Source organism: Streptomyces sp. NBC_00258 (genome assembly GCF_036182465.1).
GTDB lineage: Bacteria > Actinomycetota > Actinomycetes > Streptomycetales > Streptomycetaceae > Streptomyces.
The window spans coordinates 30,822-48,439 of the sequence record NZ_CP108081.1 but is presented as its reverse complement, the minus strand read 5'-3'; the positions used below and the strand labels follow the sequence as shown (position 1 = coordinate 48,439).

Genomic DNA, 17,618 nt, shown 5'->3' with positions numbered 1-17,618 from the left:
GTAAGGGACCGTAAAGAATCAACACGTTGGTTTGGTCTCTGTCGTGAGGGTTGATCCGTGTGTGGTGGCGTGGACGAGGAGTCCTGCCAGGGTGTTGAGGTGTGCTGCTGGGGGCTGTGGTGTGTGTCCATGCTGGTCCATCAGGCGCCGGATTTCGCTAGTGGTGTGGCGGATGGTGTCCTTGCTGACGGCGAAGAGTTGGGCGAGCGCGGTGGGTGGCAGGGCGAGGTTTTGTTGCAGCACGGTGGCCAGGACCCGGTCGGCCAGGTCGAGTTTGGCTTTGCGGCCGCCGCCCGGAGCCCGACGTCGTTCGCCGCCGTCGCGTCGGGTGGCTGGGTCCTGTTTCTGCAGCGTCTGCCAGTCGGCGGTCAGGGTCTCGATCAGCTCGGTCAGTGCGGTGCGGGTCATGCCGGTCAGCGCGGGATGTGACAGAGCACCGCGGTCGCAGTTCAGCGCTGGCCCGAGGACCGGCTCTGGATGGCTGGATCTCGGGCCGACGGGGTGGGGGGCACCGTGTCCGTTCCATTCGCCGTGGAAGGCATGTCCGGTGACCGGCACTGCGTTCAGTTCGGCGTCGCTGACCCCCACACCGATGGGATAGGCGCCGGTGTCGAGTTCGGCGTGGACGGTGAGACCAGTGCGGGTGGTGGTCGCGGCGATGGACTGTATGACGACTTCGTGGCTGTTCAGCGGTCTGCCGCGCCAGTTCATGGTGATCGCGGAGAACAGCCGGTGTTCCACCTTGTTCCACTTCGATGTACCCGGCCAATGCCGTTGCTTGATCTCGTCAAGCAGTTCGCAGTGACGGTGGAGGAGCGCGGTCGTTGGGCCCAGCATGCATCCTTGGGTGGGGTTGTCCGATCATGTGCGGCTGGGGGTGGTGACCCGGTGGGTGACTCCGGAACTGGTCGCCGAGGTGCTGGAGAAGTGCCGGGTCCGGGACAAGAAGCCCGGCGCACTGCCGGCCGGGTTCATGGTCTACTTCACGCTTTCCCTGGCGCTGTTCCAGCAGGACTCCTATGACGATGTGGCGGAGCAACTGGTCGGCAGCATGCGGGAGTTGAGCGGGAGCATCCCGAACAAGTCCTCGTTCACGCGGGCGCGCAGGCGTCTGGGACCGCTGGTCCTGGAGGCCGTCTTCCGCGAGCTGGCCGATCCGTTGGCCCCCGTCGGCCTGGGGGGCTCCTTTTACCGCGGGATGAGGCTGGCCGCGGTGGACGCGCCGGACACGCCAGCCAACCGGGCCCCGTTCGGTGGGCCGGTCAAGAACGGTCAGCCGGCGGGGTTCCCTCAGGTGCGGGTGGTGACACTGACCGAGTGTGGCACGCACGCGCAGGTCGACGCGGCGGTGGGCGGATTCAACGGCGGTGAGCGGGAGTTGGCGCTCACTTTGGCGACCTCGGCGGGCAAAATGCTCGTCATCATGGACCGGGGCTTCCCCGGGGTCGAGTTATGGAAGGCCTATCTCGGAGCCGGGGCCCATCTGCTGATCCGGGCTCGCTCGCCGGTGGCGCACCGGCCGGTTGAGTATCTGCCCGACGGGACCTACCTGGGGAGGATGAACCTGGGCGGGCAGAAGGGCGCACATCCTGGCGGGGTGTTGGTCCGGGTGATTGAGTACCGCGTCGACGGCGGCGAGGTGGTCAGGCTGTTGACTGATCTGTTGGACCCGGTTGCGTATCCGGCGGCGGAGCTGGCAGGGCTCTACCATGCCAGGTGGGAGGCGGAGTCGGCGTTCCGGCAGATCAAGACGTTCCAGCGCGGGCCGGTCGAGGTCCTGCGCTCGGGAGACCCGGATCTGGTGCGGCAGGAGGTCTGGGCGCACCTGGTCGTGCACCACTGCCTCACGCGGGTCATCATGTGTCTGGCCGACGACAACGGCATCAACCCGGACCGGGTCTCGTTCGTCAAGGTCCTCAAGCACACGCGGCGCAGTGTAGTGCGGCAGTGCGCGGATACGCCCAAGAAGATCGAGAAGTTCCTGGCCGTGCTGGCGGCGAAGGTGCGCCGGAAGCTCGACAACGGCGCCAGGCGCCTGCGCGAGGCGGACCGGCACCTCAAACGGCCGGACTCGAAGTACTCCTCGAAGCTCTCCTACCGGATCAACACCCGGGACCGGCAACCGACACGGCGGACCACAGCCAAGGCCATCACGTTGCACACCGCGATAGTCCAGTAATCAAGCAACGGCATTGTGTACCCGGCGGCATGTGGCAGACGGTGACGGTCAGGCCGGCCCGGGCGGCGAACGCAGCCATTTCGGTCTTCCATGCCCGGGTGCGGTAGCCGTTGGAGCCGCCGGCATCGGCGGTGATCAGCAGACGGGTGGCCTGCGGGTAGTCGAGGCGTCCTTGCCCGTTCTACCAGCGGCGGATCGATTCGACTGCGAAGGCCGCAGTGTCGTGATCGGTACCGACGTTCACTCAGCCGGTGTCCGCCGCCAGGTCGTAGATGCCGTAGGGCAGGGTCTTGCCCAGTGCATCACCGGGGAAGTCATGGACGTCAACCCGCACGGGTTCACCGGCCGGCCGCCATAGACGTCCCGTATTCTTGAACTCCCCGACGACTTCCTTCTTTTTCGCGTCCACACTAACCACGGGCTCGTCGTCCGCCTGATGGTCTTTGACCTGTTCGTTGGTGTACCTGAACTGCGCGTCGCGGTCGGGGTGTTGAGCACCTTCAAGGGTCTTTGCATTGGCCTGCAGGCTGAAACCGCTCTCCCGCAGCAGCCTGCCCACGGTCGGTGCCGAGGCGGCATGGCCCTGCCGCGTCAGTTCCCCGGCCAGAGACCGCAGTCACCTGGTCGTCCACCGCAGCGGCGACATCGGATCGCCCGCTCATCCGGCTCGGCCAATGCCAGCAGCGTGGGAACGAGCAGAGGGTCAAGCTCTTCGGCGCTCTTGCGACCGCCGCAGTCCCGGCGGACCCGGCCATCGGGCAGTGGATCTTCGCCACCCTCCAACTCGAAGACCCCCTTCCGCACCGTCGTCTCACTCACCCCCGCGGCACGCGCGACGGCCCGGACCCCGCCGTGCCCCAGCACCCGGGCCTCGGCGGCCAGCGCCAGCCGCTGCTGCCGCTCATTGAGATGAGGGAACAACACCCCGAATCGCAGGACAAGTTGGTCACGAAGCTAGCTCGGTATGCGCACACCACACCAACGACGGAGAGACCGTGAAGCAACGTGTTGATTCTTTACGCTACCTAAGTGGAGTCGGCTCTGCCCTGTGGTGCACGCCCCCTCCCGGGATACTGGAGGAGGATGACAGGATGCGCTCATGACAAAGCTGGCGGTGAAGGTCGGGGGGACGCACCTCGAAAGTCTCATCAAGAATCTCACCAGCCGAGAACGCTCACGCCCTGGCGCGTCCTTGATGCCCGAAACACACTGTCACCGAGGGCTTGCCCCCACGAGCAAACCTCATGGGTAGACCTCGTTAGCCCTTGGCCGTTGTATACGGTGGTGACATGAGTAAACGTATCGGCACCCAGAGCGGCACAAAAAGGTTCATTTCGAAGGTGCTCAATCGTCCCTTCCTCGGGCTTCTGCTTATCCTTGCGCTGATTGTTGGGGTTTGGATTGGCCTGCAATTGGTACTACCCGCCTTGACCTGAGGTCATGCAGAAATGCTTCTGGCCGCCCCGGCGTCGCACTATCAGGGCGGCCAGAATAGCAGCCAGGTCAGCAGTTCGACGTGGCCTTATACCAGGGGAAATTGTTTGACGGCAGAAACTTCTTCTTATCCTTGGTCTCCGGATTTACCGTCATAGTGCAATAGGATCCCTGGATCGGCTCACCGCCGGGCTCCTGGCCTCTGTAATAAGTCCGCACGCTGCGCTTCTGGCTGCAGTGATTGTTGAAGTAGATCGTCTGGCTCGCCGGGCCCCGGTACCCGATGGATATATTGAACTTCTTCGTCGACGAGCTGCACTTCCAGCTATAACGCTTCCAGACCCCGCTCGCAGCGATCGCTGCATCGGCTCCGGCGCTGGCGTCGATCTCATCGGCATCGACTTCGATCCTCTCGAAGTCGGCGTCGAACTCCGCGAACAAGGCAGGGTTGGCAACCTCCCCATCGACAGCGGCGAGATCGGTACCTGCCTCACCAGCGTGCGCCGTGGCAGGGATACCGGCCATGAGCGCCACTGCGGTCAGCGACCCCAACGCAGCCTGCAATGTCCGCATCCGAATGTTCTGGCGATTACGCATGGACATGCGAATTCCCCCTTTTAGTTCTACAGATTTGCGGTCGGGGATCAAGGTATGGGTTCGCGTAGCAAAAAACAAAGGATTTGAGTAGGACTTGAGGGTGGAATTCAAAATTCCATTTGGGTGAACCCGATCGGGGGCCCACTCTTCACGTTCAAGGCGCCTGACCCACAATCAGGTCCTTCGAATGGGGTCCCGGATCCTGCGGCCAGCTGATCGGGAGCGGACAGGCGAGCGCCCGGAGTACTGAAGGCGAGACAGAGGCTAGGAGCATGGCGCTTAAGGGCGTGCAGATCTTTAACTCGTTTTTTTGACCTTGGTTGGGGTGGGGTTGGAAGCGAGGAACGTCGCGACGTCGGCTGGTGTGTGGAAGCGGGCGGTTGAGGTGTCGACGTGGTGGCCGTGTGTTTCCAGGAGTGGGCGGACTTCCTGTTTCGCTCGGTTGATGGTCATGGCGGTGACGCCGAAGAGTTGCCCGAGGAGGTCCATGGTGGCGAGTTTGCGCAGGTGGAGCACGGTGGCCAGGACCCGGTCGGCTGGGTGAGCTTGGCTTTGGCGCCTGCGCCGGGGGCGACCATGCGCTCGTGACTGCGGCGCGTGCGGAGCACTTGCTCGCGTTGGACCTCCACCACGCTCTTCGAGTACCTGGAAATCTTCCATATCCGACAGCGCAGGCACTCCGCGCTGGGCATGCTCGGTCCGGTGGAGTACGAACTCCGTTCCCCGCCGGTAGCGTGAAACCAAGTAACTCGACTCCACCCAACTCGGGACAGTCCGGAGCCTCCATCAGACCCGGGGTGCCTCTGTATCTGTCAACCGGCTTGAAGCAGTCTCTGGTTGCGCCGTTTGTAGGCCTGCATTCGGAATGTCCCGTTCCGATGTAGCGGCCTGGGCTTTTCCGACCGTCTCAATTGGAGGACACGACACTTCTGTCTCACGACCTTGTCCCTTGACATCCGCTGCCGACATATATGCCATGTGCTGGGCCGGTGGTTCATCCGTGATCCGGCCGAACGGAATATCTGGGCGGCCATGAGAAGTGTGACTCCTCGGGGGGGGCCGGGGTTCGTGTCAGGCGCCGGCGTGGAGGTAGGCGGCCCACAGGAAGGGGGTCCGGGTCCGGTCGAGCTGGCCGGGCAGGTCGTGGCCGTCACGTACGCCGCGCACGGCCTGGTGCAGCGCCTGGGCTGCCCGGCTGGTGTCGATGGTTCCGTCAGGGGTGCGCAGGTGGGTGTAGAAGCTGTCGGCGACGGTGACGGCGATCTGGTCGTCGATCTCCCACAGGGTGCCGACGACGTGGGGGAAGCCGGCCAGCTGGAAAGCAGAGGTCAGATGGATGGCCTCGTCGGCCAAGTTAGCGGTGTCGATGGCCGCGGTGCGGCAGGCAGATAGGTAGGCCAGCTGGGCATGGTCGAGGCGGACGGGGGTGAGGCTGGCGACGGTGAGGGGGTCGCTTTGATGGTCGTGGAGCAGCAGCAGGCTCTGGGAGGGGTCGGTGGGGTGGCTGGCGAAATGAGCGATCGGGCAATGGGACAGGTGGTCTAGGACGGCTGCTTTGGTCGGCGTGCTCGGCGGCGAGTTGGCCGGTTGGCCATCGGGGTCGGGTTCGCGCAGCAGTACGGTGCGCGGTAGGTGGCGGCGCAGCATCTCGGCCTCGGCACTGACGTGGCCCAGGCGGCCGTGACGGGGGAGGCCTGGGGTGGTGGGCATCGCGACGACCAGCCCTTGGACGGGCGTATCCGGGTGCGGGACGTTTTCCCGGGTGCGCTGGCGGGCGTAACGGAGGGCGCGGACGGTGGGGGTGTGGGACGAGATGACCCGGTCCATGACGGTGCGCCGGTGCGGGTCGTCGGCGGGGTCGGTGTGGTAGCCGGCAGCATGCAGGGGCAGCAGTCCCAACAGTCCGCCCGGTGCCCACCACATCCGCGGCCATTCGGCGTCTGCCGGCGGCTGGCGGTGGTGGCCCAGCGTGTCCAGGACGGGTCCGGCCGCGGTATCCCACAGCCATTGCAGGACCTGGGTGATGACGTCCTGTGCCTGCCGCCGCTGGGTTTTGTCCCGGTCCGTGGTGGCGGTGTGCAGCGCCTGCTGGAAGGAGGTTGCCTTCTCGGCCAGGGCGTCGGTGGTGAGTTTGGGGAGCTCCAGGTAGGTGATGCCAGCCGTGGTGAGCAGCAGGGCGTCGCTGCGGTAGCCGCTGGTGTTGAATACCACGACGGGGCCTTGTTCCGCCTGGGTGAGAAGTTCCTGGGTGGTGGGCGGGAGGGCGAAGGAGGCGAAGTCATCCAGGTCGCGGATCTCCACCAGGGTCTGGGCGAACTCGCGGGCCAGTCGGTGCCGGTCGTGTACGGCGCGATCCTGCCGCACCGTGAGGGTGTCCGTCTCACCACTCCCGTCGGCGGGGGTGGTGGGTTGGTCGAGTTGGTCGCGCAACTGGACGAACCGTGCGGCGAGGTCGGGGCGCTGCCGGTTGAGGTCGGTGAGATCGCTGCGGGTATCCAGTGCTTGGCTGAGCAGCACCGCCCGCCCGGCCTCTAGCAGCCGCAGCGCGCGGGTTGCGCGTTCCTTCCGGGTCCCGCGGGAGTCAGCGAGAGCCAGCGCTGCGGCATCCCCGGCCAGTCCGGCGAAATCGCCGAGCGCATGCTGCTGGTCGCCCCGCCCCAGCTGGCGCAGGGTCACCTCAGGCAGCAGCCGCACCGCGTCTTCCCCCGCATCCGCTGCCCGGCCCGCCTCAGATCGTGAGACGAGCCCGGCTAGCACCCACGCCGCTCCAATACGGGTCGAAGGCGCCGCCGAATCCACACCCCACGCCCCGGTCAAGGCGGATGCCGCCGCGTCCAGGTCCGCCTGGTCCCCTGCCCGCCGGAACCGGTCCCGCAACGCGAGCCCCAGGTTGTTGAGGCACGCTGCTCGGTCGGGGTGACCCGCGGGCGTGGCGCGGACCGCGGCCTGGAGATGATCGATGGCCTGGTCCACGTCCGTCAGATCCCCCGTCTGCCCGAACCGGCCTTGCAGCGCGGCCCCCAGGTTGGCTAGGTACCTAGCGCGGTCAGGGTGGTCGGCCGACGTGGCGCGGACTGCGGCCTGGAGACGGTTGATGGCTCGGTCCAGGTCCGCCAGATCCCCCGTCCGCCCGAACCGGCCTTGCAGCGCGGCCCCCAGGTTGGTCAGGTACCCCGATCGGCCGGGGTGGTCGGCGGGCGTGGCGTGTACGGCTTCCTGTCCGATGGTGACGGCCTGGTCCAGATCCGCCAGATCCCCCGTCCGCCGGAACCGGGCTCCCAGCGCAAGCCCCAGGCTGGACAGTGACGCTGCTCGGTCGGGGCGGCCGGCGGGCGTGGCGCGGACCGCGGCCTGGAGATGATCGACGGCCTGGTCCAGATCCGTCAGATCCCCCGTATGCCCGAATCGGTCCCGCAACGCAATCCCCAAATTGTTCAGGTACCCCATTCGATCCGGGTGGTCGGCGGGCGTGGCGTGTACGGCTTCTTGTCCGATAGTGACGGCTTGGTCCAGATCCGCTGGATCCCCCGTACGCCCAAACCGAACCTGCAGCGTGCCCCCCAGATTGAACAGGTGCCCCACACGGCCCGGGTCATCGGCGGGCGAGGCGTTTACGGCTCCCTGCCCGGTGGCCACAGCCTGCTCCAGGTCCGCCAGATCCCCCACCTGCTCGAACCGAACCCGCAGCGCAAACCCCAGATTGGACAGGTACATGGCTCGGTTAGGGGCACCGGCAGGCGCGGCCTGGACTGCGGACTGGAGGCAGTCGATGGACTGGTCCAGGTCCGATAGGACTCCGGTCCGCTCGAACCGGTCCCCCAGTGTGGTCCCGAGGTAGTTCAGGTACGCAGCTCGGTTGGGGTGGTCGGCGGGGGTGACGTTTACGGCTTGCTGTCGAATGGTGATGGCCTGGTCGAGGTCGGCCAGATTCTCTGTACGCTGGAACCGGGTTGCCAGCGCACGCCCCAGGCTGTGCAGGTACATGACTCGGTTGGGGTGGCCGGTAGGCGTGGCCTGGACTGCGGACTGGAGGCAGTCGATGGCCTGGTCCAGGTCTGATAGGCCCCCGGTCCGGTCGAATCGGACCCGCAGCGTGCCCCCGAGATTGTTGAGGAACGCCGCTCGGCCGGGGTGGTCGGCGGGCGTGGTCCCGACCGCGGCCCGGAGACGGTCGATGGCCTGGTCTAGGTCCGACTGAGTCCCGGTCCGCTCGAACCTGTTCCTCAGATCGTTCCCGAGGTGGAACAGGCGCCCCGCTCGCTTGGGGTGGTCGGCGGGTGTGGCCCGGATCGCGGCCTGGAGATGGTCGATGGCCTGGTTCAGGTCCAACAGGTCCTCGGTCCGTCTGAACCGGGCCCCCAGCGCAAGCCCCAGGTTGTGCAGGTACAGGTCTTCGTTGGGGTGGTCGGCGGGCGTGGTTTGTACGGCTTCCTGTCGGGTGGCGATGGCCTGGTCCAGGTCCGACAGGTCCCCGGTCCGTTCGAACCGGGCCTGCAGCGCGTTCCCCAGGTAGTTCAGGTACTCCGCCCGGTTCGGGTGGTCGGCGGGCGTGGCATGCTCAATCTGCTGCCACAGGTGCACTGCCGAGGAAGATAACCGGGTCGGCGGATTCAAGTGCCTGCTGGAGCAGGCTGACGGCGTGCGGTTCTGCGGTGTCGGCGAGCCGCAGCAGGAGGGCTTCGGGCAGATCGCTGGCGCCAGCGATGAAGCAGGGCATGAACGCTTCCGCCGCGGCGTCCAGGTCCGCACCGCCTTGACCGTCAGGGAGCGCTGTGTACCGGTGGAAGTGCAGCCAGCCGAGTACGTACCAGGCTGTTACGTCGCTCAAATCGCCGTTGTTGGTGCGGAGGAGTTTGGTGAGCTGTCGGGCCTCGGTGAGGGCCTGGGGTTCCAATGCCGGAGAAGGATCGCCGGTGTCGGCGATCCGCCGCAGCCGCGCCCACACCGCAGCAGCCAGCCGTTCCTCTAGCACCCCGACCCCCGACGTCCACCATGCGCCTCGTGGCATGCCCACCCAGGAGTCGCGGGGAAAGCTCCGCGTACCCTCGTGGTGCCGACCAACCCTACGCCGCAACAGCGTAGTTGGCCGGGTCCAAGCCGGTGGCGAGAACAGGCAGGGAGGGAAGCCATGGCCGACGAGGGCGAGGCGGAAGGGCCGGACCTGGCGCAGAGACTGGCCACGGTGTGCGCGCACCTGGAGGAGATCCGCGCAGATCTGCGCCGCGGGCTGGGCGGGGACGAGGGCCCGGTGGAGCGGGTGCTGGACGCCGCACGGGACGGGACGTCGCGGGCACGCTCTCCGTGCTGCACGCGGTCCTGCAGGCCAGCTGCGACCCCCTGGGGCTGGACGGCTACACCGATCACACAGGCTCCACCCGTGGTATCCAGCCAGCCGGGATCAGCAATACCGGGATCCCCAATATCCGTGCCGAGTTGGTGTATCTGTGTCCGGGAGGCCGCTGTGCGCGCTACTGGTGGCCCCAGGCCACCTCCTCGGTGCCGCAGTGCGCGATCAGCAGCACCATTCTGCGCCGGGAACGGCTGTAGCTGGTGGGCGTCCTGCTATCCCAACTGGGCACCAAACTCGCCGAGCGGTGGCTGTCCTTGCTGGTTCTGCCCGGCGCCCTCTATCTCGCCGTCGCCGCCACCGCCCACACCCTGGGCCACACACACCCCTTCGAGCTGCCCCGCCTCACCCACCAGATCACGACCTGGGCCAGACACCCCGCCACGAGCACCGTGGGCGGTCAAGTGGTACTGCTGGCCGCGATACTGGCTGGCGCCGCCGCGACCGGACTGGCCGCACAAGCCCTCGGTTCACTGACCGAACGGCTCTGCCTGGCCGCCGACTGGCCCACCTGGCCACCCCCGCTCCGCCAGCTTGCTGCCAAGCAAACCGCTCGACGGCACGGCCGCTGGACCGAAGCAGCTCGCACCTGGCACCATCACCGCGAGCAGGACGCCCAAGCCCTGGCCCGCGGCCAACGTCCGGACCCCGTCACGCGGCACGCCGCCGAACGCGCCGTGACCCGCATCGCCCCCGAGAAACCTGAGCGCCCCACCTGGAGCGGGGACCGCATCAACGCGGTAGCCGTCCGTCTGGATCGCGATCACCACCTCGTCCTGGCGACCCTCTGGCCGCATCTGTGGCTGATCCTGCCCGAGGAGGTCCGCACCCAGATCACCACCGCCCGCCAGAACCTCACTCGCGCCACCGCCCTGACCGCCTGGGCCCTGCTCTACCTCCCCCTCACCGTCTGGTGGTGGCCCGCCGCACTCATCACCGCCACACTCACCCTCACTGGCTGGGTACGCACCCGTACCGCAACCGACACCTACGCTCTCCTCCTGGAAGCCAGCACCCGCCTCCACATCCGCGACCTCGCCGACCACCTCGGCCTCGACCCCACCGGCCGCCTCGCCCCCGAAACCGGCGACACCCTGACCCACCACCTGACGCCCACGCCACCACCGATCCCGCCCCCACGCAACACCGGATGACGACCCGTCACCCGGCACACCACCAGCCAGCCGAACCGGGGAACGAGCCCGTCACCGAAGGCACACCGCTGGCTTCGGCGGCGGTTCCTCCCGACGGACGTCCGCAGGGTTCATGGCCCGCGTTGGCGAGCTCGGCGCCGACCAGGCCCTGACGTTCAGCGACAGTCAGTAGGTGTCGCTGCGCGCGCCGAGTTGGTCTGCGTATGGCAGGGCGACGGCCAGGACCCTCTCACCGAAGTCGGTGAGCCGCATCCGGTGCCCGTGCTGGCCGCGGATCAGGAGCTGCCCCTGGAGGTCTCGTTCCAGGTGCTGAATCTGCGGAGTCAGCGCGGACGGAGACATTCCCGCCTCGCGGCAGTACGCCGCCAGGGAGGGGTAGTTCGCGGCTTGCAGGAACCGGTGCAGCCGCCGGCGCCCGGCGAACGTTCGCACCGCAGGCTGGAGAAGGGCGGGGAAACGGTCCAGGCCCGGCGCCTCAGCAGGGTGCCGGCTCTTGCGTTTGCGTCCTGGCAGTGGAGGGCGCCACTCCGACCGGGCCCAGGTCTCCCGCGGCTGTTCCGCCAGGGTACGGGCCCAGACCTCGACGGCTTCGACGACGTCTCGGCCCAAAGCGGTGAGTTCGAGTTGACGACCTCGGCTGGCGCGGATCAGCAGCGGGCCGCCGAGATCCGTCTCCAGGCGCTTGAGCTGCATGGTGAGGGTCGACGGGTGGATGCCATGGGTCTGGCACGCCTCGATGAGGGTGGAGTACCGGACGACCTGGATGAAGAGGCGAAGCCGACAGATCGAGTAGGAGTTGCCCAGGGTGGGCTGGATCGCCTCCGGTGCTGAGGTGAAGTCGTGCTGCGGGTACCAGGGCTGGCGGTTGTTCTGTGTCCCGATGCCGTATTCGCGGACGCGGGCCCCCACGGATGATCCGCTCATGCCGACCTCTCGGCCGATGTCCTCCAGCGTCCGGCGGCCCACGACGTACTGCTCGTAGATCCATTCCCGGTCCAGGGTTCCGCACGGCCGGTGGTTGCGCTTCGGAATGCCGTACTCGTCGGCGAGCGCGGCCAGGGCCTTCCGGTTGATGCCGGTTTCGCGTTGGATCGTGCGGAAGGGCATGTCCTGCTGTACGTAGAAGCGTTCCAGCTGGTCCTTGGAGATCATGTGCCGGGCGGCGTGCAGGCCCTTGAGGCCGCGCTCCATGCTGTGGGCGGTCGACTTCGCCGCAGGTACAGGGTGCTGGTCAAGGACGTAGCGCAGCGTGCGCAGATCGGTTCCGAGGTCGTCGGCGATGCCGGTGCTCGTCTGCCCGGAGCGGACGCGGCGGTGAAGATCGGCAAGGTCGATGTCGCCGGGGTCGGGTCGGGGCAGGGCGAGTTCGTCCAGTAGTTCTGCGGGTGGCTGCCAGGTCAGGGGCTCGTTGCTGAGCCGATTGCGGTCGAGGAATGCCCTGCCGATCTGGTCGAGTTCGGCGGACGCCTCGGGCGTCAGGACGTAGGGGAACCGGACCCGGCTGTTGCGGAAGTTCTGGCTGTCGCGCGGCGGGTCGGGGATCCGGGTGTGGGGCAGGCCGCTGATCTTCTCGAAGAGGTAACAGCGGGCGACCTGGTAGCGGGTGCCGGCTCCGGGCTCGGTCAGGGTGCGCCGGCACAGGGCGATCCACTCGCTCTCGGGCAGCAAGGTGCTGTAGTCCAGGCGTCGTCGGCGGCCGTAGTCGATCGGAACCTTGTGGTTGTCGAGGTAGGCGGCGATCTGGATCAGGGCGAGTTGGATGCCCTCGTAGTGAGCGTCGTCGCGCAGTGCCTGGAGTACGTGCGTCAAGTTGGGCTGGTTGATGAGGTTGCCGACCTTCTTGACCGCATCGGGCAGTTCAAGGCGGCTGTTCACCAGCAGCAGGCTGGCCGAGAGCGCGGCGGCGAGGTGCTCGCGGACCTGCGGGACGGGGTTGAGGCGTACAGCCCACAGCGGCCAGATGATGCCGGGGATCTTGCGTGCGCGGGCGGTCAGCTGCGAGGGCGTGGTGGTCGGGAGCGACGGGGCGGGCAGCGCGGTGCGGTAGCGAAGGGCGGCGTTGGGCCACAGGGTCGGCGCGATGGTCTTGAGATGCACGGACTCCAGCACGGGGCTGTTGTGGCGGCCCCAATTCCGGGTCACCGTGGGGCTGGTCCAGTAGCCGCGGTCCACGATGGCGTCGAGGAGTTCCCTCATCCGGGGAGCGGCCTGGCGGAAGTCGGCCTGTCCCAGGATGCTCCAGGCGGCGACGGCTCCCGCAGCCGTGGTTTCCGCGTAGGCCGGGGCCGCGCGACCGGGATCGAGAGGTGCACGCCGCTGGGTGCTCGTCAGGCCGCTGTTGTGCTCCCGGGCGCGAAAGTGGGCCTCCACGAGTTCCTCGGGAACCAGGCGCGTCATGCGAGGCGCGGGCATGTGGATCAGGACGCGGCGAGCGAGGCCCCTCATGTCGGCGAGCACGGCCATGGCGAGCTGCGGATCGTGGGCGTACACGCCGAAAGTGCCGACACCGGAGGTGATGACGTCCAGTAGCGCCTGCTGGGCCCGCAGCGCAGGGTGCCCGTCGTCGAAGCGCATGGTCTCGGTATCGGCCAGCGGGTGCAGGCACCGGATCCGTGGGGCCTGATCGGTCGACCGGCTGACATGGTCGCAGTGGCCGGGAGTGGGAATGAGGTGGCTGGGGTGCGGGCGTTTGCGGTGCCGCGAGCCGCACTTGGGGCAGAAGTCCGCCAGCAGCCGGCGGTGGGTGAGACAGGCGAACGACCAACCGAGCCGCCAGAGCAGAGGCCAGCGTCCCTCGCTCTCCCGCAGGCAGTCCGGGCAGAACCGCGAACCGCTGCCGCCGCCGCGCCCCCACATGAACAATCCGTTGACCTGCCCCCGGTCGCGGTCGATGACGAGGGCTCGCTGATCGAATTGCTGCAACGTCATCGTGTGCAGAGAGTCAGGCGGGATGGCGGTAGCGACGGCTATGTGCTCGGCCTGGGGCGGCGTCAGCTGCGTCATCCAAGGCGCCCAGTTCGTCGGCGATTCGTCCTCCCGGCGCAGGCCCAGCGCGACCAGCAACTCGCCCATCGGCACCCTCAACTGGGCGGACATCACCTCGATCCAGGAGTCCAGGGCCTCGCCGGCCAACGGGGCCCGGCGCAGCGGCAGCGTACGGGCTGGCCTCATGCCACGGTCTTCGCCGCAGTGGCCTTCGCGGTGCGGGATCGCGGCTTGGTCGTCATGTGCTTGCGGGCGAACTTCTTCGCAAGCGCCTTGCGGGCACGCTCCGCCGCCGCATCCAGCTTCACCTGGTCGAGGAGTTCCACATCCAGGAGTTCGGCGCCGGTGCGGGCGGCATGCTGACAGCCACGGTTGATGAGTGTCATGAGCGAGCCGATGTGCCCGGTGGTGCGGATGTAGAGGTAGTCGGACAGTTCGTCGGCGAGCATGCCGGGGAACTTCCGGCACAGCACGATCCGCTGCTCCAGCGCGAGCAGCAGGTTCCGCCACTCGATGCGGTGCTTGTCGTTGGTGACGATGAACGGCTCCATGGTCAGCGGTGTGGTGCGGCGCGCGGTCTGGGCGAGGGTGATGTTGCCGCGGGAGTTGGCCTCGGCGTACAGGCCGCGGCCCGCCAGTTCGACACCGATGAAGATGATCGTGACGGGGAACTCGTTCGCGATGTACTTGAAGTGGTTGCTGACCTCGGTCCCGTTGCGGTCATGCCACTTGAGGAAGTGCAGATCGTCAATTACCAAGATGCGCGTCTCACATTCCAACACGCAGTCCAGGGCGCGCTGAGCGAAGAGCGCGGCGGTGCCGCACTTGCGGCCGGGGTGCGCGTAGTACTCCAGCAGCGACCGATTGAACTCCTTCATGCCGATGTTGCTGGTCAGCCCGACCCTGCAGACCGGCCACCGAGCAGGTCCTTGTCGAAGAGCCAGTCGCGGCGATAGCCCGCGAGGAAGCGCAGGTTCGCCAGTTCAGCTTCGGGCGGCTCGGACCACACCTGGAAATCCCAGCCGCGCGACAGAACGACCTCGCGGGCCCAACCGAGCGCGAAGTTCACCTTCGGGCGGGTGAGCCGGTGCCGCGGTTTGACGTCCACGACCAGCAGAACGTCCTTCTCGCGCATCACCAGGAAGTCAGGTACATGGCGGCGTCGACGGCCGTCGACGGTGGTGGACAGCAAGAACGGCTGGGCAAAGACAGCCGTCACGTCCTGGTCGAAGTCGGCGTCGAGCAATCGTGTCAGCTCAAGCCGGGACTCGTAGACGACGTGGTCGCGCATGGTTGACGACCAATACAGCCCCGAATAGTGCTTCTGGCCCCGTCGCCAGCGGAACGTACGCCAAGGGATCGAGGGCTCGAACACGTCGACGCCCGTCGTCGACCAGACCAGGTCCTCGTCGATCTTCCCGTCCGTACGACGGAGACTCATCGAGACTTCGCCGATCACACGCGACATGCCCCACCCCCGAGCAGCAAGGACGGGGAGCAGAACTCCCGGTCTCGACCAGCTGCGACATCTCCACGATCAAGCGGGAGGGGGGCCGCTGCATAGAACGAGACCGGGAACAGCACTACGACGAGTGAACGATCAGACAGGAGTTCGTCTCATCGCGTTGCCCCTTGGGCCGGACCCTTCCTGGCAGCCTCGGCTGAGGCACCCGGCATCCCGGGCCGCCCCTGATTCCGCAACGCCGATGAGGACGCCGACGACCAGTCCGGCCGCAGCGGCGGCGGCATGTGTGAGCAGGCCCTTCTTCTCAGGTGACCCGCCTCGACTGGGAGTATCTGTGAGGGCCAGGGGCCGCCGTCGCGATAGTCGATAACCCATATTCCCTAGGGGTTGAAGGTATCGAGTCAACCTGCCAGGATGTTCGATAGTCCGCAGGGCAAGGAGCCCTGGGTATCCATCTATTGGGGGGATTGATCCATGATCCACATCACGCTGGGGCGGATGCGCTACGTCAACCCGCAGGAGGACCAGCTGGGGCGCGATCACGTCGGCTGGGACCCGAACATGGACGACGAGGCGCTGTTCCACGCTAATCGGGGTTGTTGGGTTCTGGGTGAGCGGGCCGAGCGGGAGCAGTACGCCCTGCTCTCCGCCGAGGGTGAAGTGCGCATGGCCATCGAGATCGACCGGCTTGTGCCGGTGGCCGGCGGGCGCAAGGCGATCGAGGGCCGGTTCCTCAAGCCGGGCGACGCGGTCTACGACGCCTACGTCGGGGGGAAGCCTCCCGTGGGGTCGGCACGCAATCCGATCACCTACTTCGACTCCCCTCATGGAACGCGTATGTGTCACTGCGGCTGCGGGGAGCCGGTGGCCACCGGCTGGTTCCTGATCGGACACGACCAGAAGGCTCTGCACGCCCGGGTCGCCAAGGTCGGCACTGTGCGCGAGTTCATCGACTGGTTCGACAACACCTACATCGAGCCGACGGCCGAGTAACCGCTCAGCTCACTCGTCGCCGCACCGTGACCGACCGTTGCACCCGGCCACGATGAAGCCCGCCACCCGACGGTGGCGGGCTTCCGGCCACTTTCCTTGCCGGCGTCGTGTTCCTGTCCTTGACTCACGGCGCAAGGAAGCGGTCAGGACTTCCAGATCGGGGTCTTCTCGGTCTGGCGGGGGCACGGCCTGTATGGGCAAGTAAGATGCCGCGACGCCGTGTGGGGACGCGGTGGGGGTAGGGGGATCAAAGGTGCGCTCGGCGTGGGATCGCGTGACAAGGGCCTGCGCCGTGGCCGTGGGTGCATTCCAGTTGTTCTGTGTCGTCATGTTCGTGCCCGTGTTCGTGGGTCTGATGGTCGTGGGACTCCTCTGGGAGGACCCCGACGAGGCGAAACGGCCAGCACCAGCCCCGGCTGCGCCGGAAGAGCCCTCCGTGACGCCGGTCGAGTGGACGTACCAGGGCGCGGTGTGCGCTGACGGCTGGGTGTCCCTGTCGGTTGGGGAGCGGGGCGCATGCAGCCATCACGGGGGAGTCGCCGGAAGCTGGGTAGCGGCAGATGGCACCGAAGCGATCTGTCGGAACTATCCGCCGCGGACTCAGGAGCAGATCAACCGGCTGGTGACGAAGTTCGGCCGAATTGTCTGCTGAGTCGGCACCTTTGCCTGATGCCGACATGCCAAGGACTGGTCATGCCCGGTAGTGACGTTGCCTGTTGAGCTGCTGCGCCTATGGATGAAGCCCCGAGTAGTGGACGAGCGCGACGGGCCATCACGGGATGGTCACCACTCCCGCAGATTGCGGACGCATCATCTCCCCCGCAGTACCGTCGTCCCCCTCCGGAACCGCGCGCAGGGGGACGAGATGACTAACCCGTACATGTGGCCGCCCAGACCGCAGCAGCCGCCGCGCCTGGCCGCGAGATGGGCGCGCAAGAGGTACGTTCTGCCCGCGCTCGGCTTCGCGTTCTTCCTCGGCATCGGCGCCGGAGCCAGCGGCGACGGCGGCACGGCCGACGGCGCGAAACCCTCGGTAGCCAGCCCTGGCCCGACCGTCACTGTGACCGCGACGGCGACGGCGAAGCCCGCGCCCACGGTCACTGCGACGAAGACGGTGAAGGTGACCGTTACTGCACAGGCCGCCGCAGACAGCGGCGACGACTCCGGCGGTAGCGGGACAAGCGGCGGGAGCAGCTCTGGCGGCCGGACGGGTGTCCAGTTCGGATACGCCTGCTCCCCCGTCGGCGCTCTCGGCACCGCTGAAGACGGACGGCCCGTCAAATGCTTCATGGGCAAAGACGGCCGGGCTCGGTGGGGCTATGACTCGAACCGCGGATAGATTCTCGGGAAACCGACGTCATGCCTGATCACACCGCCACCGAGTTCGGGCCGCTGATCGACTATCCGCCGGGCACCTACACCCGCCGGATGTGGCGCCGCTGCCCCGGGACACCAGCCAGGACG

At 67.2% G+C, this 17,618-nt stretch carries 12 protein-coding genes and 3 pseudogenes; 6 read left to right on the top strand and 9 right to left on the bottom strand.

Going from position 1 to position 17,618, the window contains the following annotated elements:
* Positions 1-18: 18 nt before the first annotated feature.
* Positions 19-765: pseudogene (locus OG718_RS00220) on the bottom strand (ISAzo13-like element transposase-related protein); the annotation flags it as partial.
* Between the two features lie 82 nt (positions 766-847).
* Here OG718_RS00220 and OG718_RS00215 point away from each other — a divergent pair.
* Entirely contained in the window at positions 848-2,179 is a 1,332-nt protein-coding gene (locus OG718_RS00215) for an IS4 family transposase (RefSeq protein WP_328842660.1), read from the top strand.
* Positions 2,180-2,195: 16 nt separating this feature from the next.
* Here the strand turns inward: OG718_RS00215 and OG718_RS00210 are convergent.
* Positions 2,196-3,115: pseudogene (locus OG718_RS00210) on the bottom strand (ISAzo13 family transposase); the annotation flags it as partial.
* 353 nt (positions 3,116-3,468) lie between these two features.
* On the opposite strand from OG718_RS00210, the gene OG718_RS00205 reads away from it, so the two are divergent.
* Positions 3,469-3,615 carry a hypothetical protein gene (locus OG718_RS00205; RefSeq protein WP_328842659.1) on the top strand — a complete coding sequence of 49 codons (147 nt, stop codon included), beginning with the start codon at positions 3,469-3,471 and terminating at the stop codon, positions 3,613-3,615.
* A 67-nt stretch (positions 3,616-3,682) separates the two neighbouring features.
* On the opposite strand, the gene OG718_RS00200 is transcribed toward OG718_RS00205, so the two are convergent.
* The 4 genes and pseudogenes from OG718_RS00200 to OG718_RS00185 form a co-directional block, all read right to left on the bottom strand.
* Positions 3,683-4,216: a hypothetical protein gene (locus tag OG718_RS00200; RefSeq protein ID WP_328842658.1), complete on the bottom strand. Its 534-nt coding sequence runs from the start codon at positions 4,214-4,216 to the stop codon at positions 3,683-3,685.
* A 291-nt stretch (positions 4,217-4,507) separates the two neighbouring features.
* Positions 4,508-4,839 (bottom strand): annotated as a pseudogene (locus OG718_RS00195) (transposase family protein); the annotation flags it as partial.
* A gap of 442 nt (positions 4,840-5,281) precedes the next feature.
* Positions 5,282-8,824 carry a CHAT domain-containing tetratricopeptide repeat protein gene (locus OG718_RS00190; RefSeq protein ID WP_328842656.1) on the bottom strand — a complete coding sequence of 1,181 codons (3,543 nt, stop codon included), beginning with the start codon at positions 8,822-8,824 and terminating at the stop codon, positions 5,282-5,284.
* Positions 8,769-9,218: a hypothetical protein gene (locus OG718_RS00185; protein ID WP_328842655.1), complete on the bottom strand. Its 450-nt coding sequence runs from the start codon at positions 9,216-9,218 to the stop codon at positions 8,769-8,771. Before OG718_RS00185 ends, OG718_RS00190 begins: the two co-directional genes overlap by 56 nt.
* 542 nt (positions 9,219-9,760) lie before the next feature.
* On the opposite strand from OG718_RS00185, the gene OG718_RS00180 reads away from it, so the two are divergent.
* Positions 9,761-10,711, top strand: a complete 951-nt coding sequence (locus OG718_RS00180; protein WP_328842654.1) for a hypothetical protein — start codon at positions 9,761-9,763, stop codon at positions 10,709-10,711.
* A gap of 165 nt (positions 10,712-10,876) precedes the next feature.
* Here the strand turns inward: OG718_RS00180 and OG718_RS00175 are convergent, their stop codons facing one another.
* Genes OG718_RS00175 through OG718_RS00165 form a run of 3 tightly spaced genes read right to left on the bottom strand, consistent with a single transcriptional unit; the run spans position 10,877 to position 15,164 of the window.
* Complete coding sequence (locus OG718_RS00175; protein ID WP_328842653.1) at positions 10,877-13,882, bottom strand: LysR family transcriptional regulator; 3,006 nt, start codon at positions 13,880-13,882, stop codon at positions 10,877-10,879.
* Positions 13,879-14,574: a TniB family NTP-binding protein gene (locus OG718_RS00170; protein ID WP_328842652.1), complete on the bottom strand. Its 696-nt coding sequence runs from the start codon at positions 14,572-14,574 to the stop codon at positions 13,879-13,881. Before OG718_RS00170 ends, OG718_RS00175 begins: the two co-directional genes overlap by 4 nt.
* Positions 14,575-14,588: 14 nt before the next feature.
* On the bottom strand, positions 14,589-15,164 hold the full coding sequence (locus OG718_RS00165; RefSeq protein ID WP_328842651.1) for a TnsA-like heteromeric transposase endonuclease subunit: 576 nt from the start codon (positions 15,162-15,164) through the stop codon (positions 14,589-14,591).
* 471 nt (positions 15,165-15,635) lie between these two features.
* Here OG718_RS00165 and OG718_RS00160 point away from each other — a divergent pair, with 471 nt between their 5' ends.
* The 3 genes from OG718_RS00160 (at position 15,636) to OG718_RS00150 (ending at position 17,493) form a co-directional block, all read left to right on the top strand.
* Positions 15,636-16,154, top strand: a complete 519-nt coding sequence (locus OG718_RS00160) for a hypothetical protein (protein WP_328842650.1) — start codon at positions 15,636-15,638, stop codon at positions 16,152-16,154.
* A gap of 328 nt (positions 16,155-16,482) precedes the next feature.
* Positions 16,483-16,806 (top strand): hypothetical protein, encoded by a 324-nt coding sequence (locus OG718_RS00155; RefSeq protein ID WP_328842649.1) that lies wholly within the window; start codon positions 16,483-16,485, stop codon positions 16,804-16,806.
* Between the two features lie 213 nt (positions 16,807-17,019).
* A complete protein-coding gene (locus tag OG718_RS00150) occupies positions 17,020-17,493 on the top strand; it encodes a hypothetical protein (protein ID WP_328842648.1) in 474 nt (157 codons plus the stop codon).
* Positions 17,494-17,618: the final 125 nt, after the last annotated feature.